General features: G+C 67.1%; 29 protein-coding genes. 17 read left to right on the forward strand and 12 right to left on the reverse strand.

The features are described 5' to 3' along the window. The first annotated feature begins 90 nt into the window (after positions 1-90). The 3 genes from C451_RS14030 (at position 91) to C451_RS14040 (ending at position 2883) form a co-directional block, all read left to right on the forward strand. On the forward strand, positions 91-1836 hold the full coding sequence (locus C451_RS14030) for a Rieske (2Fe-2S) protein (RefSeq protein ID WP_007741555.1): 1746 nt from the start codon (positions 91-93) through the stop codon (positions 1834-1836). A 62-nt stretch (positions 1837-1898) separates the two neighbouring features. Continuing rightward, entirely contained in the window at positions 1899-2441 is a 543-nt protein-coding gene (locus C451_RS14035; RefSeq protein WP_007741556.1) for an NUDIX hydrolase, read from the forward strand. Between the two features lie 40 nt (positions 2442-2481). After that, on the forward strand, positions 2482-2883 hold the full coding sequence (locus C451_RS14040; RefSeq protein WP_007741557.1) for a rhodanese-like domain-containing protein: 402 nt from the start codon (positions 2482-2484) through the stop codon (positions 2881-2883). On the opposite strand, the gene polX is transcribed toward C451_RS14040, so the two are convergent. From polX to C451_RS14055, 3 genes are read right to left on the reverse strand one after another with little or no spacing between them, the layout of a single operon-like run. Continuing rightward, the gene (polX, locus tag C451_RS14045) at positions 2884-4623 is read right to left on the reverse strand and encodes a DNA polymerase/3'-5' exonuclease PolX (RefSeq protein ID WP_007741558.1); all 1740 of its coding nucleotides are present in this window, start codon (positions 4621-4623) and stop codon (positions 2884-2886) included. Continuing rightward, complete coding sequence (locus tag C451_RS14050) at positions 4620-5051, reverse strand: DUF5788 family protein (RefSeq protein WP_007741559.1); 432 nt, start codon at positions 5049-5051, stop codon at positions 4620-4622. Before C451_RS14050 ends, polX begins: the two co-directional genes overlap by 4 nt. Before the next feature lie 47 nt (positions 5052-5098). After that, the gene (locus C451_RS14055) at positions 5099-5866 is read right to left on the reverse strand and encodes a creatininase family protein (protein WP_007741561.1); all 768 of its coding nucleotides are present in this window, start codon (positions 5864-5866) and stop codon (positions 5099-5101) included. A gap of 87 nt (positions 5867-5953) precedes the next feature. Here C451_RS14055 and C451_RS14060 point away from each other — a divergent pair, with 87 nt between their 5' ends. Beyond that, positions 5954-7060, forward strand: coding sequence for an aminotransferase class V-fold PLP-dependent enzyme (locus C451_RS14060; protein WP_007741562.1), 1107 nt, complete (start codon positions 5954-5956; stop codon positions 7058-7060). Then, positions 7060-7239 (forward strand): hypothetical protein, encoded by a 180-nt coding sequence (locus tag C451_RS22780; protein WP_049913131.1) that lies wholly within the window; start codon positions 7060-7062, stop codon positions 7237-7239. The genes C451_RS14060 and C451_RS22780 overlap by 1 nt, the downstream gene beginning before the upstream one ends. 33 nt (positions 7240-7272) lie before the next feature. Here the strand turns inward: C451_RS22780 and C451_RS14070 are convergent, their stop codons facing one another. Next, entirely contained in the window at positions 7273-9099 is a 1827-nt protein-coding gene (locus tag C451_RS14070) for a DEAD/DEAH box helicase (protein ID WP_007741563.1), read from the reverse strand. Between the two features lie 54 nt (positions 9100-9153). Then, positions 9154-9528, reverse strand: a complete 375-nt coding sequence (locus C451_RS14075; protein WP_007741564.1) for a VOC family protein — start codon at positions 9526-9528, stop codon at positions 9154-9156. Positions 9529-9654: 126 nt separating this feature from the next. On the opposite strand from C451_RS14075, the gene C451_RS14080 reads away from it, so the two are divergent. The 5 genes from C451_RS14080 (at position 9655) to C451_RS14100 (ending at position 13163) form a co-directional block, all read left to right on the forward strand. Then, positions 9655-10056: a CBS domain-containing protein gene (locus C451_RS14080; RefSeq protein WP_007741565.1), complete on the forward strand. Its 402-nt coding sequence runs from the start codon at positions 9655-9657 to the stop codon at positions 10054-10056. A 119-nt stretch (positions 10057-10175) separates the two neighbouring features. Then, positions 10176-10982, forward strand: coding sequence for an enoyl-CoA hydratase/isomerase family protein (locus C451_RS14085; RefSeq protein WP_007741568.1), 807 nt, complete (start codon positions 10176-10178; stop codon positions 10980-10982). Positions 10983-10993: 11 nt separating this feature from the next. Next, positions 10994-11875, forward strand: a complete 882-nt coding sequence (locus C451_RS14090) for a BKACE family enzyme (RefSeq protein WP_007741570.1) — start codon at positions 10994-10996, stop codon at positions 11873-11875. Next, positions 11875-12681 carry an SDR family oxidoreductase gene (locus C451_RS14095; RefSeq protein WP_007741573.1) on the forward strand — a complete coding sequence of 269 codons (807 nt, stop codon included), beginning with the start codon at positions 11875-11877 and terminating at the stop codon, positions 12679-12681. The genes C451_RS14090 and C451_RS14095 overlap by 1 nt, the downstream gene beginning before the upstream one ends. A 68-nt stretch (positions 12682-12749) precedes the next feature. Beyond that, positions 12750-13163, forward strand: coding sequence for a GIY-YIG nuclease family protein (locus tag C451_RS14100; RefSeq protein WP_007741575.1), 414 nt, complete (start codon positions 12750-12752; stop codon positions 13161-13163). On the opposite strand, the gene C451_RS14105 is transcribed toward C451_RS14100, so the two are convergent. Continuing rightward, entirely contained in the window at positions 13160-14860 is a 1701-nt protein-coding gene (locus C451_RS14105; protein WP_007741577.1) for an acyl-CoA carboxylase subunit beta, read from the reverse strand. The two genes, C451_RS14100 and C451_RS14105, sit on opposite strands and share 4 nt — an antisense overlap. Before the next feature lie 110 nt (positions 14861-14970). Between C451_RS14105 and C451_RS14110 the strand changes: the two genes are divergently transcribed. Together C451_RS14110 and C451_RS14115 are read left to right on the forward strand one after the other, a co-directional pair. Next, complete coding sequence (locus C451_RS14110; RefSeq protein ID WP_007741579.1) at positions 14971-15936, forward strand: MBL fold metallo-hydrolase; 966 nt, start codon at positions 14971-14973, stop codon at positions 15934-15936. A 54-nt stretch (positions 15937-15990) separates the two neighbouring features. Next, complete coding sequence (locus C451_RS14115; RefSeq protein WP_007741586.1) at positions 15991-17637, forward strand: class I adenylate-forming enzyme family protein; 1647 nt, start codon at positions 15991-15993, stop codon at positions 17635-17637. Between the two features lie 11 nt (positions 17638-17648). On the opposite strand, the gene C451_RS14120 is transcribed toward C451_RS14115, so the two are convergent. Next, entirely contained in the window at positions 17649-18056 is a 408-nt protein-coding gene (locus C451_RS14120) for a hypothetical protein (RefSeq protein ID WP_007741587.1), read from the reverse strand. Between the two features lie 148 nt (positions 18057-18204). Here C451_RS14120 and C451_RS14125 point away from each other — a divergent pair, with 148 nt between their 5' ends. Both C451_RS14125 and C451_RS14130 read left to right on the forward strand, forming a co-directional pair. Next, positions 18205-19392, forward strand: coding sequence for an acyl-CoA dehydrogenase family protein (locus C451_RS14125; RefSeq protein WP_007741589.1), 1188 nt, complete (start codon positions 18205-18207; stop codon positions 19390-19392). Positions 19393-19500: 108 nt separating this feature from the next. After that, a complete protein-coding gene (locus C451_RS14130) occupies positions 19501-20004 on the forward strand; it encodes a gamma carbonic anhydrase family protein (RefSeq protein WP_007741590.1) in 504 nt (167 codons plus the stop codon). On the opposite strand, the gene C451_RS14135 is transcribed toward C451_RS14130, so the two are convergent. Together C451_RS14135 and C451_RS14140 are read right to left on the reverse strand one after the other, a co-directional pair. Beyond that, a complete protein-coding gene (locus tag C451_RS14135; protein ID WP_007741595.1) occupies positions 20005-20598 on the reverse strand; it encodes a DUF998 domain-containing protein in 594 nt (197 codons plus the stop codon). It lies immediately after the preceding gene. A gap of 85 nt (positions 20599-20683) precedes the next feature. Beyond that, a complete protein-coding gene (locus C451_RS14140) occupies positions 20684-21784 on the reverse strand; it encodes a pyridoxal phosphate-dependent aminotransferase (protein ID WP_007741596.1) in 1101 nt (366 codons plus the stop codon). 84 nt (positions 21785-21868) lie between these two features. Between C451_RS14140 and C451_RS14145 the strand changes: the two genes are divergently transcribed. The 3 genes from C451_RS14145 to C451_RS14155 all read left to right on the forward strand — a co-directional run bounded on the left by C451_RS14145 (position 21869) and on the right by C451_RS14155 (position 23983). After that, entirely contained in the window at positions 21869-22390 is a 522-nt protein-coding gene (locus C451_RS14145) for a CinA family protein (RefSeq protein WP_007741597.1), read from the forward strand. 27 nt (positions 22391-22417) lie between these two features. Beyond that, positions 22418-22906: a metal-dependent hydrolase gene (locus tag C451_RS14150; RefSeq protein WP_007741598.1), complete on the forward strand. Its 489-nt coding sequence runs from the start codon at positions 22418-22420 to the stop codon at positions 22904-22906. A gap of 66 nt (positions 22907-22972) precedes the next feature. Beyond that, the gene (locus tag C451_RS14155) at positions 22973-23983 is read left to right on the forward strand and encodes a PGF-CTERM sorting domain-containing protein (protein WP_007741599.1); all 1011 of its coding nucleotides are present in this window, start codon (positions 22973-22975) and stop codon (positions 23981-23983) included. On the opposite strand, the gene C451_RS14160 is transcribed toward C451_RS14155, so the two are convergent. The 3 genes from C451_RS14160 to C451_RS14170 form a co-directional block, all read right to left on the reverse strand. Then, positions 23977-24741, reverse strand: a complete 765-nt coding sequence (locus C451_RS14160) for a PHP-associated domain-containing protein (protein WP_007741600.1) — start codon at positions 24739-24741, stop codon at positions 23977-23979. The two genes, C451_RS14155 and C451_RS14160, sit on opposite strands and share 7 nt — an antisense overlap. A gap of 200 nt (positions 24742-24941) precedes the next feature. Further along, the gene (locus C451_RS14165) at positions 24942-25379 is read right to left on the reverse strand and encodes a transcription elongation factor Spt5 (RefSeq protein WP_007741601.1); all 438 of its coding nucleotides are present in this window, start codon (positions 25377-25379) and stop codon (positions 24942-24944) included. A 1-nt stretch (position 25380) separates the two neighbouring features. Beyond that, entirely contained in the window at positions 25381-25554 is a 174-nt protein-coding gene (locus tag C451_RS14170) for a protein translocase SEC61 complex subunit gamma (RefSeq protein ID WP_007741602.1), read from the reverse strand. Positions 25555-25648 lie beyond the last annotated feature (94 nt).

Consider the following 25648-nt stretch of genomic DNA (forward strand, 5'->3'; position numbering starts at 1 on the left):
ATTCATCGATCACTCGCTCGAAGCAGTTGCTTTTGTTACAAAACGTCGTTTCAGGGAATCGTTTTGTGGGCGTGTCACCAACTCGCAGATATGGCGGTCGAAGACACGGGCTACGTGCAGGTCGCATCGCTGTCGGAGCTCGAAGACGAGGGCCGACAGGTCGTCAGCAGCGGCGGCCGACCGATCGCACTCTTCCACCACGAGGGCGAGGTCTACGCCGTCGACAACCGCTGCCCACACATGGGCTTCCCACTCACGCGCGGGACGGTCGAGGACGGTATCCTCACCTGTCACTGGCACCACGCGCGCTTCGAACTGGCAGAGGGCGACACCTTCGACCTCTTCGCCGACGACGTCCAGACCTTCCCGACCGAAATCGATAACGGCGAGGTGTATCTCGATCCCGACCCCGAACCCGACGTCCCGCCGGCGACACGGTTTCGCAATCGGCTCGCCGACGGACTGGAAGAAGACATCTCGCTCGTGATGGCCAAATCGATCATCGGCTTAGATGAGGAGGGCGAGGGGTTCTACACGCCGCTCGAAACCGCCGTCAACTTCGGGACGCGCTATCGCGCGATGGGCTGGGGGCGCGGCCTCACGACCCTCGGCTGCATGGCGAACCTCTACGATCACGTCGGCGGCCGAGACAAGCGCCGCGCGATGTTCACGGGCGTCCGCGAGGTCGCTGACGACTCGGCCGGTGAACCTCCACGCTTCCAGCAGTATGCCTTCGACAATCGAAACCTCTCGAAGGAACGACTCAAATCCTGGTTCCGGGACACCTGCGAGGTCCGCGACGCCGACGGCGCGGAGCGATGCCTGCTCACCGCGATCGACACCCTCCCGCCGGAAGACGTCGCGGAGATCGTCTTTTCGGCCGCGACCGACCACCGCTACATGAACGCCGGGCACACGCTCGACTTCATCAACACGGCCTTCGAAACCGCACAGCATCTCGGCTGGGAGGAGCACGCCGACGCCGCACTTGCTTCGACGGTCGCCCAGATCACCGACGCCACCCGAAGCGAAGAACTCTCCTCGTGGCGTCAGCCGGTGGACATCGCCGGTCTCTGCGCCGATGCGAACGACAGGCTGAGCGATCTCGTGGCCGCTGGCGAAGGCAAGGAGTGGGAGCGCCCCGAGAGGTTCGTCGAAACGCTGCTCGCAGACGACGCCGAAGCGATCATCGATGCGCTGACCGAGGCCATCAGGGCGGGGGCGACGACCGAACAACTCGCGGATGCGGTCGCACGCGCAGCCACGCGTCGAGTGCTCTGGTTCGCCACGAACAACGAGTTCACCGACTGGAACACCGTCCATCACACGTTCACCTACGCCAACGCGGTCCACCGCGCGAGCGAAAAGACCGACGCGACCGAACTCTATCGGGCATGCTTCGACGGCGCGATGTCGGTCTATCTCGATCGGTTCCTCAACTCGCCGCGCGCACCTGTGCCCGACCCCGACGAGACCGACCGCACACCCGCGGACGTCCGCGAGGACCTGCTCGCTGCGTTCGACGAACAGGGCAACACGAACCGTGCGGCCGCCCTCGTGAGCGAGCACTTCGACGCCGACGGCGATCCCGACGATCTCAAACGCACGCTCGGCCGCGGGCTGCTCCGCGAGGACGCCGACTTCCACACGTTGCAGAGCCTGACAGCGGCCATCGAGCGCTTCGAGGCCGTCGGCGAGAAGAGCGAGCAACGGACGGCGCTGATGGCGGCGGCGCGCTACATGGCCGCGCACTTCCCGACGCGGCGCGCTGCCGAGCAGACGTTCTCGATCGCGACGCGCCTGCACCGCGGCGAGCGCCTCCACGAGGTGGAGTAGCTCTCCCCTCGGAACCTACCGTCGAACGCCACCGTTTAGCGCGCGCCGCTCGCAACAGGGGTATGACCGAGCAGGCCGATCACGACTGGCCGGTTCTCGAATCGGAAGTCGAGTACGAGACCGGCTGGTACACCGGTGGCTACGATCGCGTCGAACAGCCCGACGGCAGCGAGAAGAAATACTACTGGGCGGAGCTGCCGGCGGCGGTCGTGGTGGTCGCCTGCGACGGCGACGACATCGTCTTCGTCGATCAGTACCGACCGGCGATCGGCGAGCAGTGTCTCGAACTCCCGGCGGGCATCGTCGAGGACGGCGAATCGGCCACCACGGCGGGTGCGCGCGAACTCCGCGAAGAGACCGGCCTCGAAGCGGCGGGCGTCTCGCTGCTCGAGGATTTCTGGGTCGCCACCGGCGTGCTTCGCCACCGCCGCGCGATCGTCTTCGCCGAGGGACTTTCACCGACTGACCGCGATCTCGACGACAACGAGTTCCTCACCGTGACGTCGCTGCCGATCGACGAGGCGCTCGCCACCGCGCGCGAGGAACCGGCCAACGACGCCACGATCGAGGGGCTGCTGCTCGCGCGCGAGGAAGGCCTGCTCTGACGAACGGCGGTTTTATTCGCCCGAAACCGGTAGGGCTCCCGTGAGCGACGAAATCACGCCCGAGAAACTCGCCGGCCTGCTCGACGAGGAGGAGCCGGTGCGCGTCGTCGATATCCGGTCGCCGGCAGCCTTCGAACGCGGCCACATCCCCGACAGCGAGAACGTCCCGTTCGGCGAACTGCCCCAGCGCATCGAGCAGTTCGCCGACGCCGAGCACATCGTGACGGTCTGTCCACACGGCAAGGCCAGCCTCCAGGCCCTCCAGCTCCTGCGCTCGGCCGAACCCGTCGACGACGCTCACGTCGAGAGCCTCAACGGCGGGCTCGAAGCGTGGGACGGCCCACTCGATGCCACCGAGCACGAGACTCCCACCGATCGTACGGGCGACGCTCTCGCCGACGGTGCGGTCCCGTCGGGCAACGAGACCGACGCACCGTTCTGATCAGTCCAGGAACTTTCGCAGTCCATCGTAATCGCGCGCGTTGAGCACGTCGCCCGTCTCGGCCCAGCCGCGTCGGGCGGTGTGGACGCCGTATCGAAGCAGGTCGTAGCTCGCCGGCTGGTGGGCGTCGGTGTCGATGGCGATCGTCGCACCGGCCTCGATCGCCGTCCGGACAGCACCACCCGAGAGATCGAGTCGGCGTGGGTTCGCGTTCACTTCGAGCGCGACCCCATGCTCTGCGGCCGCTTCGGCGATCCGCTCGAAATCGAGCTCCAGACCCGTTCGCCGATTGAGATAGCGCCCCGTCGGATGGCCGATGATATCGACGTGGGACTGCTCGATAGCGCCGACGATCCGCTCGGTGCCGTCGCCGTCGAGTCCGCTGTGCGGCGAGGCGACCACGACGTCGAGCTCCTCCAGAACGCTCTCGCCGACCGAGAGCCCGCCGTCGGCCTCGATGTTCGCCTCGACGCCTGCAAGGACTTCGATGTCGGCGTTCTCGGCGGCCGACTCGATCGCTTCGCGCTGTGATGCGAGATCCGCGTCGTCGAGGCCCATGTCGGCGACGATCCCCGGCCCGCTCGCGTGATCGGTGATGGCGAGATACTCGTGACCGAACTCCGCAGCCGCCGTGACCATCTCCGCGATCGTGTCGTCGCCGTCGGACCACCCCGAGTGCACGTGGAGGTCGCCGTGGATATCGTCTTCCGCAAGTAAGTCGGGCAGATCGCCGTCGGCCGCGGCGGCGAGTTCACCGCCGTCCTCGCGGAGTTCGGGCGGGATCCAGGGCAGTCCCACGGCGTCGTACATCCCCTCCTCCGTGTCGCCCGCGACGCGCTCGCCGACCCGCTGGTCCGCCTCGATGTCGTCGACCCTGGAAACGTCGAAGACGCCGTACTCGTTGACCTTCAACCCCCGTTCGATGGCACGATTCCGGAAGCCGATGTTGTGGTCACGACTCCCGGAGAAATACTGGAGCGCGCTGCCGAACTCTTCGGGGACGACGACCCGCAGATCGACGCGCATCCCCTCGGAGCGGATGCTCGCCTTGCTCGATCCGGCCTCGATGATCTCGTCGCGGTCGTCCCAGTCGGTGAACCGCTCGATGACGGTTTCGGGTTCGTCGCTCGCCACGAGCAGATCGACGTCGCCGATGGTTTCGCGCCAGCGCCGCAGCGAGCCCGCGATCTCGGCGTCGGCGACCGCCCCCGATTCACTCACGTAGGCCTTCAGTTCTTCGCCAAGTGGGCGTGCGTCGCCGAGCAGCGAGCGCTCGCCGGCCTGTCGGGCGAAGTCGATCCCCGACAGGATGTTCTCCTCGGTCTTCGCGCCGAACCCGTCGATCTCCTGAATGCGTTCCTCGCGCGCCGCCGTTTCGAGATCGTCCAGGTCTTCGACGCCGAGCTCCTCGTAGAGCGTGCCGACGGTCTTCGGGCCGACGCCCTCGACGCGCGTGAGCGCCGCCATCTCCACGGGCAGCTCATCGCGCAGCTCCTCCAGTTCCTCGATCTCGCCCGTCTCGACGTACTCGACGATCTTCGCGGCGAGCGCGTCGCCGACCCCCTCGATCCCCTCGACGGCATCCGTTCCGTCGGCGACCAGCGATGCGACCGATTCGGGATGGGCGCGGACGTTCTCGGCCGCCCGGCGATAGGACTGAGGTTTGTATTCGACCCCTGTGGCTTCGAGGCGGTCGGCGAACTCCTCGAATCGGTCGGCGACGGCGTCGTTGTCGTTCATCGGCGTGCCCTCGAACTGTCCTGTCCGAGCGCCTGCTTCAGGAAGTTCATCCAGCGCTTGCGGTCGGCGGTCTCGCTCGCCGTCGCCTCACGCTCGATATCGTCCGTCCCGAGATCGGACAGCGCGTGCAACGCGCGCTCGATGCCGATGATGCTCTCGACGAGCTCCTCGCCGCGCTCACGGCTGATGTCGCCCTCCTCGATGCGCTCTCGGCGTTCGATGCGCTCGCGCCGGAGGTTGCGCTTGGCCTGCTCGACGGTCTCGCGCTCGCCGGCGGGCACCGATTCCCGCGAGCGCGTCTCGAAGACGAACTCGGCGAGTGCGAGACGCTCTCCCTGGACCGTGATCTCCTCGGGGATGTCGGCCCCGACGGTCGCGCCCTCACGATCGACCCGCGCGAGGAGCTGTTTTCGCTCGTACGGTTTCATGACCGCTCTCGGGGCCGAGTCCACTTCGACCCTGCGGAGGGACGATCTCAGACGTGTGGCTTGGCCATCAGCGCGTCGCGGGGCTGGTCGGCGAGCCAGTCGAGCAGCTGGACGAGCTGGTCGGCAGCGGCTTCGAACAGCTGCGCGCCCTTCTCGGGGGTGGCGTCGGTCTGGTCGCCGAGAACGCCGCTGTCGGTGTTGTCGATCGAGTCGTAGAACGTCCGCGCGCCGTGGACCGTCATGCCGCCTTCGTCGAAATCGACGAGTCCGTCGTCGCGGGCGGTCTCGAACTCCTCCTCGCGGACGAGATCGGGCGCGATATGCTGGATCATGGCCGTCTCCTTCGGGCCGCCGTGAGGACCGTTCGTTTCGAACAGCTCGTCGACGAGCTCGGGAATCGAGTCGTTCCACATCCACTCGATGGCGAAGGCGTCGCCAGCGTCGCGCAGGCGGCGACCGACCTCTCTGAGGTGGTCGATATTGCCACCGTGGGCGTTGACGAAGACGATCCGGTCGATGCCGTGATAGGTGAGGTTTCGCGCGAGACTCTCCATGTAGTCACGGAAGGCCGGCGGGTCGACCCACATCGTGCCGTTGAACTGGCGATGGTGGGGGCTGACGCCGATTTTCACCGTCGGCGTACAGAGCACGTCGGCACGGTCGGTCGCCTCGTGGGCGAGCGATTCGGCGATGAGATGGTCGGTCGCGAGCGGGAGATGCGGGCCGTGCTGTTCGGTCGAGCCCACGGGGACGACCGCGAGCGATCGCTCGTCGATGTCGTCGAGTTCCGGCCACGTCCGATCCGCGAGGTACATACCGAAAATTCGCCGGGCCGCGGGATAACGGTGTTCAATCGGGAACGAACGGGAACATCCTTCTATGGGGCCCGCGTTTTTCGACATATGGATCCGCTCGACCTCCGCGAGGAGATCCCGGTCCTCGACGAGGTTACCTATCTAAACACGGGCGCTGCGAGCCCCGCACCGACGAGCGTCGTCGAGGCTGCGACCGACGAGATCGAACGCCAGCAGCACGTCGCTCCCGCAGCGGAGGGCGCGTATCCCGCGCTGTTCGAGACGTTCGAAGAGACCCGCGAGCGCGTCGCCGAATTTCTCGGTGCCGACGCCGACGAGATCGCGCTGACTCAGAGCACCGCCGACGGGATCAGCCGCGTCGCGACGGCGCTCCCCTGGCAGGAGGGCGACGTGGTGGTGCGCACCGACTGCGAGCACTCGGCCGGCGTGCTGCCGTGGCAGCGTCTCCGCGACACGCAGGGGATCGAGGTCAGAGTACTCGAAACGGAGGCAGGCCGCATCGACCGCGAGCAGGCCACGGAGCTGCTCGCCGACGCCGACCTGCTCTGTCTGAGCTCGATCACCTGGAACTACGGCACTCGCTTGCCCGTTTCCGAACTCACAGAGATCGCCCACGATGCCGGCGCGCGCGTGCTCGTCGATGCCGTCCAGTCGCCGGGCCAGGTCGCCGTCGACGTCGGCGAGTGGGGCGCGGACTTCGTCGTCGGTGCCGGCCACAAGTGGCTCTGCGGCCCGTGGGGTGCCGGCTTCCTCTACGTCGCCGACGAGGCGACAGACGCGCTCGTGCCCGAACGGGTCGGCTACCGAAGCGTGACCGATCCGGACGGTGACGGCTACGAGTTCTCGGCGGGCGCGAAACGCCTCGAGATCGGTACGACCTCGCCCGCACCGTACGCCGGGCTCCAGGCGGCGATGGACGCCATCGACTCGATCGGTATCGAGACGGTCGAAGGTCGCATCGAGCGACTCACCGACCGACTGAAGGACGGGATCGACGACGATCGACTGCTGAGCCCGCGCGAGTACGAATCCGGGCTGGTGACGATCGCCGCCGACGATCCCGCGGCCACCGTTTCGCGCCTCGCCGACGCGGAGGTCACGATCCGATCGATCCCGTCGCCAGCAGCCGTCCGCGTCTCGGTCCACGTCTACAACACCGACGAAGACATCGACGCGCTCTGCGAGGTGCTCTGATGTCGTCGACGGAGGACGGTAGCACTAAAGGGTTCGACCGCAACGACTCAGGCATGAACGTTCCGCAGCTGACGACGGTCGACGGGGCCTACCAGTATCTGATGGGGATCTTGCTGTTGCTCGTCGTGGTGTTCGGGCTGGTCTTCGGCGGGATGTATCTCGGCTATCTCCCGTTCTGAGCCGTCCCACACTACGATCCCTCTTTTCCGGAATCAGTCCGCGTCGGTCTCGTGCAGACGAACCCCTTTGCCCGCGAGATGGCGGAGCTGGTTTCTGGCGAACTCCTCCTCGCGGGTGCCGCGGGTGGCGAGCACGTACATTTGCGAGTTGCCCGACGGGCGCATCGTCCGCCCGGCGCGCTGTGAGCCCTGCCGGCGCGAGCCACCGAGCCCGGAGGCGACGATGGCGACCTCCGCGTTCGGCAGATCGATACCCTCGTCGCCGACTCGCGAGACGAGGAGTCTGCTTCGCTCGCCGCGCCGGAACTCGTCGAACAGCCGCTCGCGCTCGGCGTAGCGTGTCTCGCCGCTGATGAACGGGATGTCGAGCGCGTCCGAATACTCCCGTCCCTGATCGAGCCACTCGACGAAGATCAGCGTCTTCGCGTCGGCATGGTCGGCGAGCAGTGAGCGTATCGCGTCGAGCTTCGCCGGGTTCGTGCCGGCGACCTGCCGGCGCTCGTACCCCTCGACGCTCGCGTACTCGGTGCGATCCTCCTCCGAGCGCCACGGCACGTAGCGGAGTTCGACCTCTGGTTCGGCGACGAACCCCGCCTCGAACAGTTTCGCCCAGTCCGTCCCGATCGGCGGGCCGATGAGCGTGAAGATCTCACCCTCCTTGTCGTCCTCCCGAATCGGCGTCGCCGACAGCCCGAGGCGGTGTTTGGCCTGAAGATCGGCGCTGCGGCGGTAGATGGCGGCCGGCACGTGGTGAACCTCGTCGTAGACGATGAGTCCCCACCGTCGCTCGTCGAACAGTTTCCGGTGGCGATCCATCCCCGCGGTGCGGTAGGTGGCGATCGTCACCGGGCGGATCTCCTTCTCGCCGCCGTGGTACTCGCCGATCTGCTCGGGATCGAGGGAGGTGTGGGTGAGCAGTTGCTCGTGCCACTGGCCCGCGAGTTCGCGACCCGGCGCGAGGATCAGCGTCTCGCCGCCGATCTCGGCCATCGCGCCGATGGCGGCGATCGTCTTCCCGCTGCCCGGCGGACCGACGAGCACGCCCGCGCCGGTGTCGAGAAAGCGATCGAGCCAGTCCTCCTGGTACTCGCGCAGATCGACGCCGAGGTCGATATCGAGCTCCGCGCCGCCCTCGAGTTCGCGCTGGTCCTGGACCGGATAGCCGGCGTCGTAGAGCGTGCGCTTGATCGAACCTTCCTTGCCCTCGACGACCCAGCTCTCGGTGTCGGAGATCGGCCCGTGGAGCTGGTCCGCGTCGAGTTTCTGACGGGCGACGTTGCCCATCAGTTCGGGGCTCTCGGCTTCGAGGACCGTGTAGCCGTCCTGGTGGGTGGTCAGCGCGAACTTCCGGGCGCGCGTCCACTGGCGCTCGACCCACTCTTCGAGTTCCGGTGCGGGTTCGCCCAGCACGTCGCGCATCGTCCCGACGAGCCCGTCGATGTGGTCGTAGGGAGCCCACCAGACGTCTTCCTCGCGGATCTCGTAGATGTATGCCTCGTCGGCCGAGTCGACGAGATGGGCGAACTGCGTGAGCTGCGCGCGGGTGAACTGTTCGGGCTGCTCGACGACGAGCTCGCGGCGTTCGGGGAAGACGACGACGTGCTCGGGATCGACGAAATCGGCGAACTCGCGAGGATACCAGACGACGGGATCGTCGCCCACGTCCTGGCGGTCGAGTTTGCCTGCCTCGGCCAGCCGATCGAGCGCGTCGCTCGCGTCGGTCTGGCTGCAGTCGAGGACGCGCGCCACCGCGCTCGCGGTCGCCACGGGCTCTTCGAGTTCTTCGAGCGCCGCACGGAACGTGGCGGCGGTGATGGCGGTCCCGTCCTCGGGCTGCTCGCTCGCGTTCGTGTCCGTCACTACTCGATAGCAGCGCCGCTGTGGACAAACGACTTCCGCCTCGCCGATCCTCCGTCAGTCGTCGAGCGGTTCGACGAACTCGATCACGTGGCCGTCGGGATCGCGGACGAACGCGATCCGCGTGCCGGCGGCCTGTACGTCGGTCGGTTCCTTGACGACCCCGTGGTGGTCGACCTCCTCGAAGGCTCGATCGACGCTCTCGACGCTCACGGCGAAGTGGTCCCAGGCGGTACCCTGTTCGAGCTCGTCCACGTCCTCGGTCTTCGACAGCTGGAGTTCGACGCCGTTCTCGGCGACCAGATAGCGATTCTCGGTCTCCCCGTCGGGTGTCTCGAACGACCACGACTCGGTGAAGTCGAGCTCCTTGGTGTAGAACGCGACCGCACGATCCATGTCCGTGACGTTGAGACAGGGGTGAAGCAGCTCCATGACACCCCGTGCGGCCCGCTGTGAATAAATCGGCCGGTCGCTCGTCACGCATCCTTATTCTCCCCGCCGCTCGGCGAATGTCACCACAGTGTGAACATTTATCATGTACCAACACGATCGACCGTTATGGACGACCTCTTCGTCGGTCGGGTGATGTCGACCGATCTGCACACCGTGGCCCCGGAAACGCTCGTCGCCGACGCGGCGGAGCTGATGCTCGACAACTGCGTCGGCTCGGTGCTGGTCGTCGAGAACGGCGAGCTGCGGGGCATCCTCACGCGAACCGATTTCGTCGATATCGTCGCCAAGAGCCGCCCGAAGGCCGCGACGCCGGTCTCGGACTACATGACTGCCGACGTCGTCACGACGACCGCTCAGGATCCCATCCGCGACGTCGCGAACACGATGACCGAGCACGGCTTCCACCACATGCCGGTCGTCAGCGACGAGGAGGGCGTCATCGGAATGATGACGTCCGCCGATCTCGCGGCGTATCTCTCGCACGTCCAGACGCCGAGCCCGGCCTGAGCCGGAACCACCACTCATCCGAGGGCGTACAGTTAACACCCATCAGTGTGAGTTGTTCACAGACAGGTGGATTGCGAGATGAGCACCGACAGCCGACGGGGAGACCGGAGTGAAAAGGGATGACCGAGCGAACGGCGGCGGGAAACGACGCGCTCGCCGTGAGCGAGAGCGACGACGGACTGGTGATCCGGGCGACGATCGACCGGCCCGACGAGCGCAACGCGCTGAACGAGGCGGTGATCGAGGGGCTGCTCGACGTGCTCGCGGTCGCCGACGCGGGAGCGGCGCGGGTGGTCGTCGTCCGCGGTGCGGGCGGGACCTTCTGCTCTGGCGGCGATCTGAAGAGCATGGCCGCGAACTTCGGTGCGGGGCCACAGACCTATCGTGAGGGGTTCACGGGGCTGTCGCGACTGATGGAGCGACTCGTCGAGACGCGCGCGCTGACCGTGGCGGCCGTCGAGGGTTACTGTCTCGCGGGCGGGATGGGGCTCGCCGCGGCGTGTGACATGCTGCTCGCGAGCGAGGCGGCCACGTTCGGTACGCCGGAGGTCGACATCGGCCTGTTCCCCGCACAGGCACTCGTCCCGATCATGCGCACCGTTTCGGAAAAGCGCGGGCTGAAGCTCCTCTTCACCGGCGAGCATATCGACGCCGCGAGCGCCCACGAGATGGGGTTGACGACCGATGTCGTCTCGGAGAGCGATTTCGAGAGCGAACTCGACGAACTGGTGGACGATCTCGCGGCCTCCTCGCCGGTGCTGATCGAGATGGGCAAGCGGGCCTACTACACACAGCGCGACATGGGCTTCGACGAGGCCCTGTCCTACATGCGCGAGATCATCGCGCTGATCGCCATGAGCGAGGACACGGAGGAGGGGATCAACGCCTTCCTGATGGACGAGGACCCCGACTGGAGCGACCGATAGATGGAGAACCCATGACGATACGAGAGCAAGAATCCGTCAAAGGCAACGATCCCGACAGAACGATTATCTCGGCGGCGCTCACGGGCGCGCTCACCACCCGCGATCAGTGTGAAGAGATCCCCTACACGCCAGCGGAGATCGCTGAGGACGCCGCCGCGGCGCGCGAGGCGGGGGCGGCGATCGCCCATATCCATGCCCGCACCGAGAACGGAAGCCCGACGTTCGACACCGACGTCTATCGGGAGATCCACGACGAGATCCGCGAGCGCACCGATATCGTCATCAACTTCTCGACGGGTGCGCTCGACGTGCCGCCCGAGGAGCGCATCGAGTACGTCGAGGAGGTCGGGCCGGAGATCGCCGCGCTCAACATGGGGTCGATGAACTACGCGAAATACTCCGACAGTCGGGATGAATTCGTCTTCGACATGGTGTTCGAGAACCCCTTCGACGAGATCCGTCGGTTCGTCACCGCGATGGAGGAGGCAGGTGTGCGCCCGGAACTGGAGTGTTTCGACACCGGCCACGTCGGGAACACGCGGCCGCTTCTGGAGCAGAGCGAGCTCACCCACCCGCTTCAGTTCAGCCTCATCATGGGCGTGCTCGGCGGAATCCCGGCGACCGTCGAGAACTTGGCCCATCAGGTGCGCCAGCTCCCCGCGAGCGCGAACTGGCAGGTCATCGGGATCAGTCGGGACCAGTGGCCGCTCGTCGCCGCGGCGCTCTCGATGGGCGGCAACGTCCGCGTCGGTCTGGAGGACAACTTCTACCTGCCGGACGGCGAGATGGCGACCAACGCCGAGCTCGTCGCGCACGCGGCCACACTCGCTGATTCGGTGGGTCGCGAGCCGGCGACGCCCGACGAGGCACGCGCCATCATGGGGTTGGACTGATGGCGGGGCTCGGCCCAACGCCGCCCGTCGAGGAGCTTTTCGCCGACGATCTCCTCGCGGGCGAGGTCGCGCTCGTGACTGGCGGCGGAACAGGAATTGGCCGGGCGATCGCGCTCGGTCTCGCCGAGTGTGGTGCGGACGTAGCCATCGCCAGCCGCGAACTGGACCACCTCGAACCCGTCGCCGACGAGATCGAAGAGCGAGGGGTCGAAGCGTGTGCGACCACCGTCGACGTCCGTGAGTACGACGCGGTCGAGGCGATGGTCGATACGGTGGTCGAAGAACTCGGCGGCATCGACGTTCTGGTGAACAACGCGGGCGCGAACTTCCTCGGGCCGACCGAATCGCTCACGCCGAACGGATGGCGCGCGGTCGTCGGCACGATCCTCGACGGGACGGCCTACTGCACCTTCGCCGTAGGCGAGCAGATGATCGACGAGGGCGGCGGCGCGATCGTCTCGATGGGCGCGACTAACTCCGTCAGGGGCGCACCGTATCACGCCCACTCCGGCGCGGGCAAGGCCGGCGTCCACAACCTGATGCAGACGGTCGCGAGCGAGTGGGCCAGTTGTGGAATCCGGGCGAACACGGTCGCACCGGGAATCGTCGAAACCGAGGGCGTCACCGAAGCCGCCGGCGGCGAACTGCCCGACGCGTTCCTCGACGACGTGCCCGCCGACCGGTTCGGCACACCCGCCGACTGCGTCCCGACGGTGCTCTTCCTCGCTAGTCCCGCAGCCGCCTACGTCACCGGCGGCTACTTCACCGTCGATGGCGGCCAGCTGCTCGCGCCGACGCCGTTCTGAGCGACCGATGAACCCCTGCGACGAGCGAGTTCCGTGACCGTTAGGCGATCGGGAGCCATCGATCGATCATGCCCGGCGGAACGTACACCCTGCTCGTCGCGATGCCCGAGCGCACGACGATCACCGTCGGCGCGCTCGGCGACCACGTCTTCGAGCCTGGCTGGTACGCCTACACCGGCAGCGCGTTCGGCACGGGTGGATTCACACGCATCGAGCGCCACCGCGCGGTCGCCGCCGGCGAGAACGACACCCGTCACTGGCATATCGACTACCTGCTCGGTCACGCCGAAACGACCGTCGCGGCGGTCGCGCGGACGGCCGAGGCGGACATCGAATGTGCGGTCGCCGACGCGCTTCCCCGCCAGCCAGTTCCGGAATTCGGTGCCTCAGACTGTAACTGTGAGTCCCATCTCGCGTTCGCTCCCGACCGCGAGCGGCTGTGGCGGGCGATACGGGGCGCACACCGGGCGTTCGCACCTTAGAACAGGACGGTGCCGTGGTGGCGCGGGCGATCGTCACGGCGCTTGGTGGCGAACGCGGCGAGGCGGGCTTTCAACTGTTCGCGCAGGTCGCCGGCGGGGAGCAGTTCGTCGACCTCCATGTTCGAGGCCTGGGCCTCGATGTCGACGTAGTTCTCGAACTCTTCTTTCGCGCTCTCGACGAACTGCTCGCGCGCCTCCCCGTCGAGCTCGGCGATCTGCTCGCCGAAGAGGGCGTGGACCGCCGCGTCGGGTCCCATCACGGAGATCTCGGCGGACGGGAGCGCGAGCGTCGCGTCGGCCCCGAAGGCCGGTCCGCACATCGCGTAGATCCCCGCGCCGTAGGCCTTTCTCGTGATGACGCAGAACTTGGGTACCTGTGCGTTCGCCGTCGCGTAGATGAGCTTCCGGCCCTTCCGGAGCACGCCCTCGCGCTCGACCTGCGAGCCGATCATGAACCCCGGCGTGTCGCAGAGATAGATCAGCGGGATGTTGAAGGCGTCACAGGTCCAGACGAAACCCGCGCCCTTGTCGGCCGAATCCGGGAAGATCGCCCCACTGATCCGGTTCGGCTGGTTCGCCACGATCCCCACCGGTCGGCCGTCGATGCGCGCCAGCCCCGTCACGAGTTCGGGCGCGAATCGGGGTTTGAGTTCGAAGAACGACTCCCTGTCGACGAGCCGATCGATGGAGTCGTGAACGTCGTAGGCCTCGTTCGGCGCTTCCGGGATCACGCCGTCGAGACCCTTCGGATTCTTCAGCGGCGGTGCAGGCGCGCTCTCGGGCGGTTTCTCGGCGTAGTTCTGCGGGAGATACGAGAGGAGATCGCGGGCCGTCTCGGCGGCGGCCTGCTCGTCGGGAACGACGAGATCGGCGCTCCCGCTGCGGGTCGCGTGTACCTCCGGTCCGCCGAGCGACTGCATGTCGACCTCCTCGCCGGTCATCGCCGCGACGATGCGCGGCGAGGCGATGGCCATCCCCGAGATCCCCTCGACCATGATCAGGAAATCACAGAAGACCGGTGTGTACGCCGAGCCGGCGATGTCGGGGCCGTAGAGCACACCGATCTGGGGGACTTGCCCGGAGAGCCGACACTGGTTGTAGAACATCCTCCCGCCGTGATAGCGACCCATGTGGGTGTCACCAGGATCGCGCTCGGCGGCATCCAGACGCGCGCCGGTCGAGTCGATCAGCCTGAGCATCGGGATGTCGAGCTCCATCGCGCGCTCCTCGATGCGGATGACTTTCTCGACACCAGCAGTGCCGAGCGAGCCCGCCTTCACGGTGTAATCGTTCGCGGTGAAGGCCACCCGGCGATCGTCGATCAGCCCCACCCCGGTCAGCAGCCCGTCGGCCGCGAGGTCGTCATCGTCGCTGTGGCGTGCGAACGTGCCGTCCTCGTACTCGATCCGGTCGAAGACCATCTCCAGGCGATCGCGGACGAACAGTTTGCCGAGATCCGCGATCTTCCCGTGGCCGCGCTCCGGTCCGCCCGTGAGGACGTCTTCGATATCGTCGCGAAGGCGCTGCTCGCGGTCGGTCATCACCGTGCCGGCCTCGTTCCAGTCACCCTCGCCGGCGTCGGCGATCCGTTCGCCGTCCGCGACGAGTTCGACCGATCGTCCGAGATGCTCCGAGACCGCGGTGGCGAGCGCGCGGGCGGTCTCACCGTCGATCTCCTCGCCGACGTCGATCTCCATGCATGTGTCTCGCACCCACATGATTTCAAACTACTGCGCCGTATCCGTGGTTACCCCACTACACGGCCGGGGGCGTCACGTTTATTCGCGCCACGGGACTCTCGGGGACAATGGCCCAACGCGAGCGGGCGACGGCGGTCCACCGCATCGAGTTCGACGTCGACTGGCCACCAGGCCACGTCGCGAGCTATCTCGTCGACTGCGAGCGGCCGACGCTCGTCGATGCCGGCATGCCGGGCGACGACAGCGAACGCCAGCTCCGCGAGGCGCTCGCGGCGGTCGATTACGAGCTCGCGGAGATCGATCAGCTCGTCCTCACCCATCCCCATATCGACCACATCGGCCAGACCAACGCCGTGATCGCGGCGGCCGACCCCACCGTCTACGCGCCCGTCGGGGTCCGCGAGCGGTTCGCGCGCGACAGCGACGATCTCGCCGCCGTCGTCGCGGAGAACGCGACGCGCGCTGGTCTGACGGGCGACGACCACGAACGGGCAGTCGAGATGGCCGTCGAATCGCTCGAACGCAACCGCGATCTCCTCCCGCCGGACGCGGTCGACGTCTGGGTCGAGGACGGCGGATCGTACGACGTCGGTGGCGTGCCGGTCGACGTGCTCCACACGCCCGGCCACCAGGCCGATCACTGCTGTTTCGCGGTCGAACTCGACGGCGAGCGGGCGCTCCTCGCCGGCGACATGGCCATCGAATCGTTCCGCCCCGTCACTCTCCACACGGGACTCGATCGCGGCGTCGAGGAGGCGATCGGGGCGTTCTACGGCGCGCTCGACCGTCTCGCGGCGCTCGATCCGGACCGGGTCTACCCCGGCCACGGCCCCGTCCACACCGCATTCGAGCGCACCATCGAGCGCGACCGCCAGAGCCTCGACCGACTGCTCGACAACACGGTCGAATCGCTCGACGAGCCACGGACCGCCGCCGACGTCGTCACCCGACGGACGGACGACGACGATCCCACCAACCTCCTTCCCGAGACGGTCGCGGTGCTCGCCCATCTCGCCGACAGGGACAGAATCGAAACGGAACTCGTCGACGGCGTCCGCTACTACAGCCGTTAGCGCCGCTCCCGCACGAACACTTAATACGCCGCGCTCGACGTGTCGTACCATACCATGGAGTATCACGACGGCGGCCCCCTTCGACGGATGGGCGACCTCCCGGCGATGGCGGCCCATCGCTACGGCGAGAAGACGGCGTTCGTCGCCTTCGGCGAGGAACAGTCCTATGACGAACTCGACGACGAGGCGAACCGAGTGGCGAACGTGCTCACCGATCACGGCGTCGAACTGGACGAGCGCGTCGGACTGTTCGTCCCGAACACGCTCCAGTTCCCGAGCGCCTACTTCGGGACGATCCGTGCGGGCGCGGTGCCGATCCCGCTCAACCTGCGGATGGACCCCGAGACGCTCGCGTTCGTCCTCGACGACGCGGACGTCGACACGATGATCGCCTCGCCGCTGCTCGCCGAGGAGGCGACGGAACTGGCCGCTGCTGCCGGACTGGAAACGACGTTTCTGCCAGGGGTCGCCGAGGAGGGCATCGTCAACCTCTCGCACGAACTCGACGTGATGGACGACGAGTTCGCGGGGCCGGAACGATCGTTCGACGACGTGGCCTGCCAGCCCTACACCTCCGGGACGACCGGCAAGCCGAAGGGCGTGTTGCTGACACATCGGAACCTCCTCTCGACGGTCGAGTCGTACGCGACGGGCGGTCTCAACGTCGATGCCGAGGACTCGGTGTTGCTCGTTCTTCCCCTGTTCCACATCTACGCGCTGAACGCGGTCATGGGCACCTTCCTCTACACGGGCGCGGAGATGGTGCTCCAGCCCCAGCCCGAGGCCCAGCCGATGCTCGACGCCATCGGCGAGCACGCCATCACCCACTTCGCGGGCGTCCCGGCGATGTACACGATGATGCACCGCGAGTACCGACGAAATCCCGACGCGTACGACCTCTCGTCGCTCGACAGCGTCACCTGCGCGGCCGCGCCGCTCGCGGACGCGACCCGGCGGGAGATCGAGGAGGCCTGGGACGTCCCGATGACCGAGGGGTGGGGGATGACCGAGACGTCGCCCGCGGGCACGACCGAACCCTCACGCGGGGTGCGCAAGGCCGCGGGCTGTATCGGCCCGCCGGTGCCGAACATCGAGTGCAAGATCGCCGATCCCGCGACCCGCGAGACGCTCGTCGGGCCCGACGATCTCACCCCGTTCGTCGATCCCGAGATCGATTTTACGGACGACGAGCGCGTCACCGGCGAGATCGCCGTCCGCGGCCCGCAGGTGTTCGCGGGCTACTACGAACGGCCGGAGAAGACCGAGCAGGTGTTCGACGACGAGGGCTGGTTCTACACCGACGACATCGCGCGCGTCGACGCCGACGGCTACTTCTGGATGGTCGATCGTGCCGACGACATGCTGATCGTCGGCGGCGAGAACGTCTATCCAGCCGAGGTGGAAGAAGCACTCTACGACCACCCCGACATCGCTGAAGCCGCAGTCGTCGCCGCCGATCACGAGGTGAAGGGCGAGGCACCGGTCGCGTTCGTCGTCGCCGAAGACGGAACCGAGCTCGGCGAGGACGCCCTTCGGGAGTTCACGCTCGATCACGTCGCGAGCTACGCCCATCCCCGACGGGTGTTCTTCGTCGACGAACTCCCCCGGAGCGCGACGCGCAAGGTCCAGCGGTACAAGCTCGAAGCCGACGCCACGGAGCGACTCGACGAGCCCCTTCGGTCGACCGGTGAGGAGTTCTGAGCGCGGGCGAACTACCGTTGGCCCTCGTCGTCGGAGTTCGTAACGAGTGTCGTCGGATCGCTCGTGTCGTCGCGTTGCTCGTCGGTTTCCGACCGGTGGACGTCCGAGTGATCGCTGAGCGTCGAGATGTCCGCGACGGCCGTGCCGAGCAGCCGCTTGCCGACACGGATCACCTCGTCGTGAGTGAGTCCGTAGGCTCTCACGGCGACATACACCGCGATAACCGGTAAAACGAGGCTGAAGACGAGCGTGACGGCGAGATGGAACAGCACGCCAGCCGGCCGCACCGCCGTCACGGCGATCGGGACGAGCAGCACGAGGGCTGTCAGTACGCCTGCGCCGACCGCGAAGAGCCGTCGGCCCCAGTTGCGGAGCGCGCGCCGCGTCTCGGCGTTCAAAACGGCGTCAGCCTCGGTCATATCGGTTCTCTCCCTCTGCCATACTGGCCGCTACTCGCTCGTGCGCACTCAAAATTCCGATTGGAGCCGGGACAGCGACAGCCGCTCGTCCGAGTCGCCCTTCGATGAGCGGCACAACCACTATGGGTGGTGGACGCTCACAGTGTGCATGGCTGCCTTCGAGACCGACGTACACGAGATGATCCGGGAGGCGACGCGGGAGATCGCCGCCGAGTACGACGCCGAATACTGGCGCGAGTGCGTCACCGAGAAGCAGTTCCCCGAGGAATACTGGCAGGATCTCGCGGACAACGGCTGGCTCGGCGTCGCCATCCCCGAGGAGTACGGCGGCGAGGGGATGGGGATGCTCGAGATGGCCATCGTGATCGAGGAGCTCTCTCGGGGCGGCGGACAGGGCGGGATCATCTTCGTCCTCACACCCGTGTTCGGCGGCGTCGGCATCGAACGCCACGGCACCGAGGCCCAGAAGGAGGAGTATCTCCCGAAGATCGCGAACGGCGACATGCGCTTCTGCATGGGACTGACCGAACCGCGTGCGGGCACGAACACGCTCAACATCGACACCGAGGCCGAACGCGTCGGGCGTGCCGGCGGGCACGCGGGCGACGAGTTCGTGCTCTCGGGCCAGAAGACGTTCATCAGCGGCGTCGAGAACGCCGACGAGATGCTACTCGTCGCGCGCACGTCCGAACTCGACCCCTCGAACCCCACCCACGGGGTCACGATGTTCCTCGTCCCGGAACCGGCCGATCAGGACGGGATCTCGCTCACGCCCGTGGAGACCACGGTGCCGTGGTTCGAGACCCAGTATCAGGTCGATATCGACGGGCTGCGCGTCCACGAGGACCGTATTCTCGGAGCGGAGGACGGCGGGCTCTATCTCCTGTTCGACACCCTCAACACCGAGCGCATCGGCGGCGCGGCGAGCGCTCTCGGAGGCGGACTGCGCGCGATCGATCTTGCGGTCGAGTACGCCAACGATCGCGAGGTATTCGGCCAACCGATCGGTGCCCACCAGGCGATCCAGCATCCGCTGGCCGAACACTACGCCAAGCTCACCGCCGCCCAGCAGCTCACCTACGACGCCGCCGCGAAGTGGGACGACGGCGAGGACTGCGGCATGGAGGCCAACGCGGCCAAACTGCTGACCAGCGAGTTCGCCACCGAGGCGGCCTCGCAGGCGATCCAGACCCACGGCGGCAACGGGTTCACGCCCGAGTACGAGGTCTACGATATCTGGCAAAACTCCCGACTCACACAGACCGCGCCCGTCTCGAACGAGATGGCGAAGAACTTCATCGCCGAACACCACCTCGGTCTGCCCCGGTCGTACTGAGAACACGTACTTCGACCGGTTCAAGAGAGGGGAATGAAATCGACCGAACACACATAGGTTCCTCCCTGGGTCGCGTGGGTTTATGCGCCCGCGGCGACAGCGGATCGCATGGTCATCCGTTCGTTCGAGGGCACCGAACCCACCATCCACGAGTCGGCGCGCGTCGACGAATCGGCGGTCGTCATCGGCGACGTCACGATCGAGGCCGAGGCGAGCGTCTGGCCGAACGTCACCCTCCGTGGCGATTCCGGAAAGATCGTCCTCCGCAAGGGTGCGAACGTCCAAGACAACGCGGTCTGTCACGAGGGCTGCGAGATCGGCCCCGGCGCGACCGTCGGCCACACGGCCATCGTCCACGCGGCCACGGTCGGCGAGCGCGCGATGGTCGGGATGAGAGCGACCGTTCTCGGCGACGCACACATCGGCGAGGAGAGCCTCGTCGCGGCGGGCAGCGTCGTCACGGAAGGGATGGACGTCCCGCCGAACACACTCGTCGCCGGGACGCCCGCCGAGATCCGCAAGGAGGTCGAAGATTCGCCGTGGATCCACGCTGGCGAACATTACGTCGAACTGGCGAAACGCCACGAACAGTCGTCCGAGCGCATCGACTGACTACCACAGCCGCGCTGCCGTGGCGAGCACCCAGAGCGAGAGACAGGCCAAGCCGACGAGCTCCGGCAGTGCGAGCCCGCCCGGCGTGCCCGCACCGAGCCACACCGCCCAGCCGAGAACGTGCACGAGCGCAAGTCCGAGCGTCGCGAGACCGCGAGCCCGTGCGCCGGTGCGCACGTCGCCAGCGCCGTCGAAGACGAACGCGACGGTGAACGCGAGGAAGAAGCCGACGGCGACGAGCCCGTGCTCCGGGGCGGGCAGCGCGAAGACACCGATCGACGAGAGGCAGACCGCCGCCAGCGCGAAGGCGAGGCTGCCGGCGGCGTGGAGCAGCGTGCGGGCGTTCCTGGCGAGAACGACGGCGAACGGGAGCGCGAGCAGACCCGAGAGGAACAATCCGTAATTGAAGACGGCGGTCAAAGCCCAACTCGCGCGCCCGAGATCGGACAGTGCACTCGTCGAAAACGAAAATCGCGTCGAAAGCAGGATGGCCGCAGTGATCGCCCCGAGCGCGACGACGATCGAGAGCACGCCGAACGCCGCGGCGACCCTGTTCGCTCGTGTGGATGGTGTTGACTCGGACGTATTCGTCATTCTCGTTCAGGACCGCGGCCGGTCGTCCCTTCAGCCTACCGTCGCGCTCGACACACGACACTCGACGATCCGCAGCGTCGATCCGTCAGCCGAAGAAATCGGCGAGTCGGCGACCCGCCGTCTCGATCTCGGGCGAGACGAGCGCGAACCGGAACCAGTCGGCGCGCGCCTCGCCGAAGGTCTCGCCGGGCATGGCGGCGACGCCGGCCTCGTCGACGAGCCGTTCGGCGTTCGCCATCGTTCCGGGGAACTCCGGGAAGCGCGCCATCACGTAGAACCCGCCGTCGGGGGCGGTGTACTCCGCGCCGGCGTCGTCGAGCGCGTCGGTGAAGCCGTCGATGCGGCGCACGAGGCGCTCGCGGTTGCGCTCGTAATACTCGGGCCCGGTCCCGCGGAGCGCGCGGAGAACGGCGTACTGGGCGGGCCGGCTCCCGGCGACGTTGACGAGCATGTGGCGACTGCGCACCCCATCGACCAGTTCGTTCGGAAAGACGCCGTAGCCGACGCGAAATCCCGTGATGGCCATCGACTTCGAGAAGGCGTTCGTCACGATTCGATGTGGCGAATCGACCGCGAGCGCGCTCGCGAACTCCCCCGTGTAGTCGAAATGGTCGTACACCTCGTCGCTCACGAGGATCGCGTCGTGTGCCGCGGCGATGTCGACCAGTTCGGCCATCGTCTCCTCGCCGTAGACCGCTCCCGTCGGGTTGTTCGGCGTGTTGACGACGATGGCCGCCATCTCGTCGCTCGCGCGCTCGCGGACGGCGGCGGGATCGAGCGAGCCGTCGGCGTCGACCGGGACGTAGCGGGGAACGCCGCCGAACAGCTGTGTCTTGCCGGGGTAGTAGGGATAGACCGGATCGGTGAGTAGCACCTCTCTCCCCGCGTCGCGGTCGAGCGCCGCCGCCAGCGCGAGCGAGTTCGCCTCGCCGGCCCCGTTGGTGACGACGACATTTTCGATGGCGACGCCGCGCCGGGCGGCGATCTCCTCGCGGAGCTCCGTGAGCCCCGCACTCGGTGGATACTGGTAGTCGTTGCCGTCCAGATCGGCGAACTCGTGAAGTCCCTCGCCGATCGCCGAGGGTGCGTTCCAGTCGGGGCCGCCGCTGACCAGTTCGACGACGTCCCGCTCGGCGGCCGCCGCGTACTGCATCAGCCGGAAGAACTGCGGCGTCTGATACTCCATAGGTCGCCTGACGGTCGCTTCCTATTCGGTCTTTCCGCTCCGGGAGGGGTGAGGTTTTTGCCCGCGGCGGGCGAGCGATCCGTTATGACGGCCGCCGACGCGATCGAACGACGGCTCGGCGACGCGCTCCGGGAGAGCGACGCGACGATCGCGGTCGCCGAGTCCTGCACCGGCGGGCTCGTGGGCTCGCTGCTGACCGACGTCCCTGGATCGAGCGACTACTTCGATCGGTCGCTCGTCACCTACTCCTCGCGTGCCAAGCGCGCGCTGCTGGGCGTGAGTCGCGAGAGTCTCGACGCCCACGGCGCGGTGAGCGAGTCGGTCGCCCGCGAGATGGCCCGCGGTGCGCGCGACACCGCCGATGCGACCTGGGGGCTCGCCACGACGGGCATCGCGGGCCCCGACGGCGGCACCGACGAAAAACCGGTCGGCACGATCTACATCGGCGTCGCTCACGCCGGCGAGTGGGGCAGCGGCGAGTCGACGAGCGGCGTCGAACATCACGTCTTCGACGGCACGCGCACGGAGGTCAAGGAGAAGATCGCCCGGCGTGCGCTCACCGCGGTGCTCGAGTCGCTCGACGATCGCGAGCAGGAAGCGACTTAGGGGACACCCGCATCGGAAGAATCGAGAATGAACAAGCGCGGCCACGTGCTCAACGCGATCGTCCTGAGCGTCGGGCTCGCCTGTCTCGCACATCCGACGCTCGACGCTGCGACGGTCCGAGCGGCAGTCGCCATCGGCGTGCCCGTCACCCTCGGCGCGCTCATCCCCGACGTCGACACCGCCTTCGGCACCCACCGCAAGACGCTGCACAACCTCCCCGTTCTGGTGCTCTTCTTCGTCTATCCGCACTACTTCGGCAACCTCCAGTTCGTCTGGATCGGCGTCGCCACCCACTACGTGCTCGACCTGTTCGGATCGAAGCGAGGGATCGCACTGTTCTACCCGTTCGATCGCGCCGAGTTCGACGTCCCGGTCGGCGTCTCTGCACGGAGTCGCTACGCCGGCGGGCTGATGGTGCTCATCACGGCGTTCGAGCTCGTCGTCGCCGCCGCGCTCGCGTACGATCTCCCGCGCCGGCTCGTCGCGAGCGGCCTGCGCGCGAGCGGGCTCGCCTGAACGTGATGGGGTTCGCCTGAGCCGAGAGCAGAACAGGTATCACCGGCGAGCGAATCACAGGAAACGATGACTGCAGGCAGAACCGTCGGCGTCTGTGTGGTCGTTTTCGCGCTGCTCGCGGCGGGCGTCGCCGGCACCGCGAGCGCACAGAGCGCGCCGACACCCATCGACTCGTGTCGGACGATCGCCGACGACGGCGAGTACGTGCTCACCGCCGACATCGCGAACAGCTCCCAGTCGACGTGCGTCCAGATCCTGTCGAGCGACGTCACCTTCGACGGCGGCGGCCACACGATCGGTGGCGCGAACGCCAACGGGAGCGTCGGCGTGAAGGTGAACAACTCGCTGACGAGCCTCTCGAACGTCACCGTCAGAAACGTCTCGACGACCGGCTGGACGACCGGCGTCCAGTATCTCGACGTCGCGAACGGTAGCATCGAGGACGTCGACGCGAGCGGCAACGACCGCCACGGCATCCGCCTGCGCGCCGCGAGCGACGCACGCGTCGAGAACGTCACCGCGACCGACAACGACCGCTGGAGCCTCTACGCCGTCGGCAACACGACCGTCACCGGCACGGGCTTCGCGACGGGCTCGACGGACAACGCCTCGTTCACCGCCAGCGACGTCGCGCTCACGGGCGTCGGCTCGCCGCCGGGCGGGCTCGACAACCGCTCGACGGTCGGCCAGCGCCTCGGCGCGGTCGCCACGAGCGACAACAGCTCGCTCCGGCTCGGCATCGGCTACGACGAGGCGAACGTGACGCGCGCGAACGTGACCGAGAACAGCCTCCGGATGTGGCGCTTCGAGGGCAACTGGAGCCAACCCGACGGCGTGAACTTCGTCAACATCGAGCAGGACCGGGTCGTCGCCGAAGCAGAGGATATCGACAACGCGAGCGTTCTCGCCCCGGTCGGCGACGTCCAGACGCCGACGCCTACGCCGACCCCGACCGCCACGGCGACCGAGGCGGCCGCCAACACGACGAGCAGTTCCAACGGACCGGGCTTCGGGATCGGACTTGCGCTCGTCGCCGTTCTCGCGAGCGCGTTCGTCCTTCTGCGCCGGAATCAGTAGACTCGTACGTCGTCGAACCGTCCCTCGTAATACTCCTGTGCAGGATGGGTCGGCTCGGTGCCGGAGAGAACGAGCCGATCGAACTTCGTCACGCTGTTTTCGTAGCCCAGATGTGCGAACTCCGCGGCACGACGCAGGCGATGGATCGCCCCCGTTCGGTGCTCGACGCACCGGGGAGCTTCCTCGCGAAACGCCGTCAGTAAGTCGTCTACACCGTCGATCGCTCGCTCGAACGCCGTCCAGACCTCGCCGACCGTCCGCTTGCGGTGGGCGTACGAGGAGCCGAACGTCGGGAGCGAGAGCGAGGCGGCGATCGAGCGCGCGCGGCGGTTGTGGTGGGCCCAGAGTTTCGGGTTGTAGATCTCGACGGCATCGACGATCTCACGATACCGGTCGATGGCTGCACGATCGAGACTGACGTTGAGGAACTCCGGGTGGGGAACCAGAACGACCGCGTTCTGGCGGCGGAGTTCGGCCATCGTACCCGCGAGTGTGAGGAAATCAGGGATTGGCTCGTCGAGCCCGAGCGCGAGGACGTGTCGCCGGTTGCGCCACGATCCCGTGAACAGCTCGCGACCCGGCACCACCAGCAGTTCGTCGTCGGTGTATTCGCGCGCTTTCGCGCGGATATCCGATAGCTGAGTGAAATGGGGCGCGTAGACCAGCGCGTCGAGACCGTACCGTTTGGCTCGACGGACCACGTGCTCGTCGAGAACTTTGACGTGCGGATCGACGCGAAACGACTCGTTCGGCGTCACTGATTCAAAGGGAGAATCGTTAGCGTATAGCGGTTTCCGATCGTCCGCCGTATTTCACGATCGGGCATACCGGTCGGGAAGAGAAATCGTCAGCTTCCTCGCGATCCGCTTACGGCGCACTGCGCCGTTCGTGGGTTGGTGAGTATCGTTCTTCGCGCTTCTCGCGGGCGAAAACCAGTTCGAACTGTGCGAAGGACCTCTCAGCGTTCCTCGCTGTCCAGCACGCGGATCTGGTCGCCACGGACGGTGACGGGAATCGGGACCGTCGCCTCGTACAGTTCGACCGTCACCTGATCCTTCCCCTCGTCGATGCGCTGGACCTGTGCCTTCTCGCCCTTGAACGGGCCGGCGACGAGCTCGACGATGTCGCTCTCGGCGATCCCCTCGACGTCGGGTTTCGGCGAGAGGAAGTGTTCGACCTCCGCGATCGAGGACTCGCCGGGAACGAGGTTGCGGGCGTGGGGGATCTCGTCGAGCACGCGTTCGAGGATCGCGTGATCGTCGGCCTCGACCATCACGTAGCTCGTCAGCGAGTCGGGCGCGAGCGCGGCGTGGATGTCATCCGCCTCGCGCTCCATGATCATGTCGGCGACGGTGCGCTCCTGGCTCGCGGTCGTCTTGACGGCGTACATCCCCATCTCAGACACCCCCCGGGAGGAAACTCATCACGGTGAAGATCAGGAAGCCGACGATGCCGACGAGGAGGATTCCCGCGCCCGCGATCAGCGCGATACGCGAGAACTCCTCCCACGATGGCGTGCTGGCGAGTTTCAACACGCGCGTGTAGCTCGAAAGGTCGTATTTGATGTCCATACGGCCGGTATTCCCCGGACGAATTTCTATCTTGTGACACCGGCCGCCCCGCGTGGCGAGAGCGAGGGAGCGATACCGACCCCGTCCCGACCGG

Source organism: Halococcus thailandensis JCM 13552 (assembly GCF_000336715.1).
GTDB classification, from domain to species: domain Archaea; phylum Halobacteriota; class Halobacteria; order Halobacteriales; family Halococcaceae; genus Halococcus; species Halococcus thailandensis.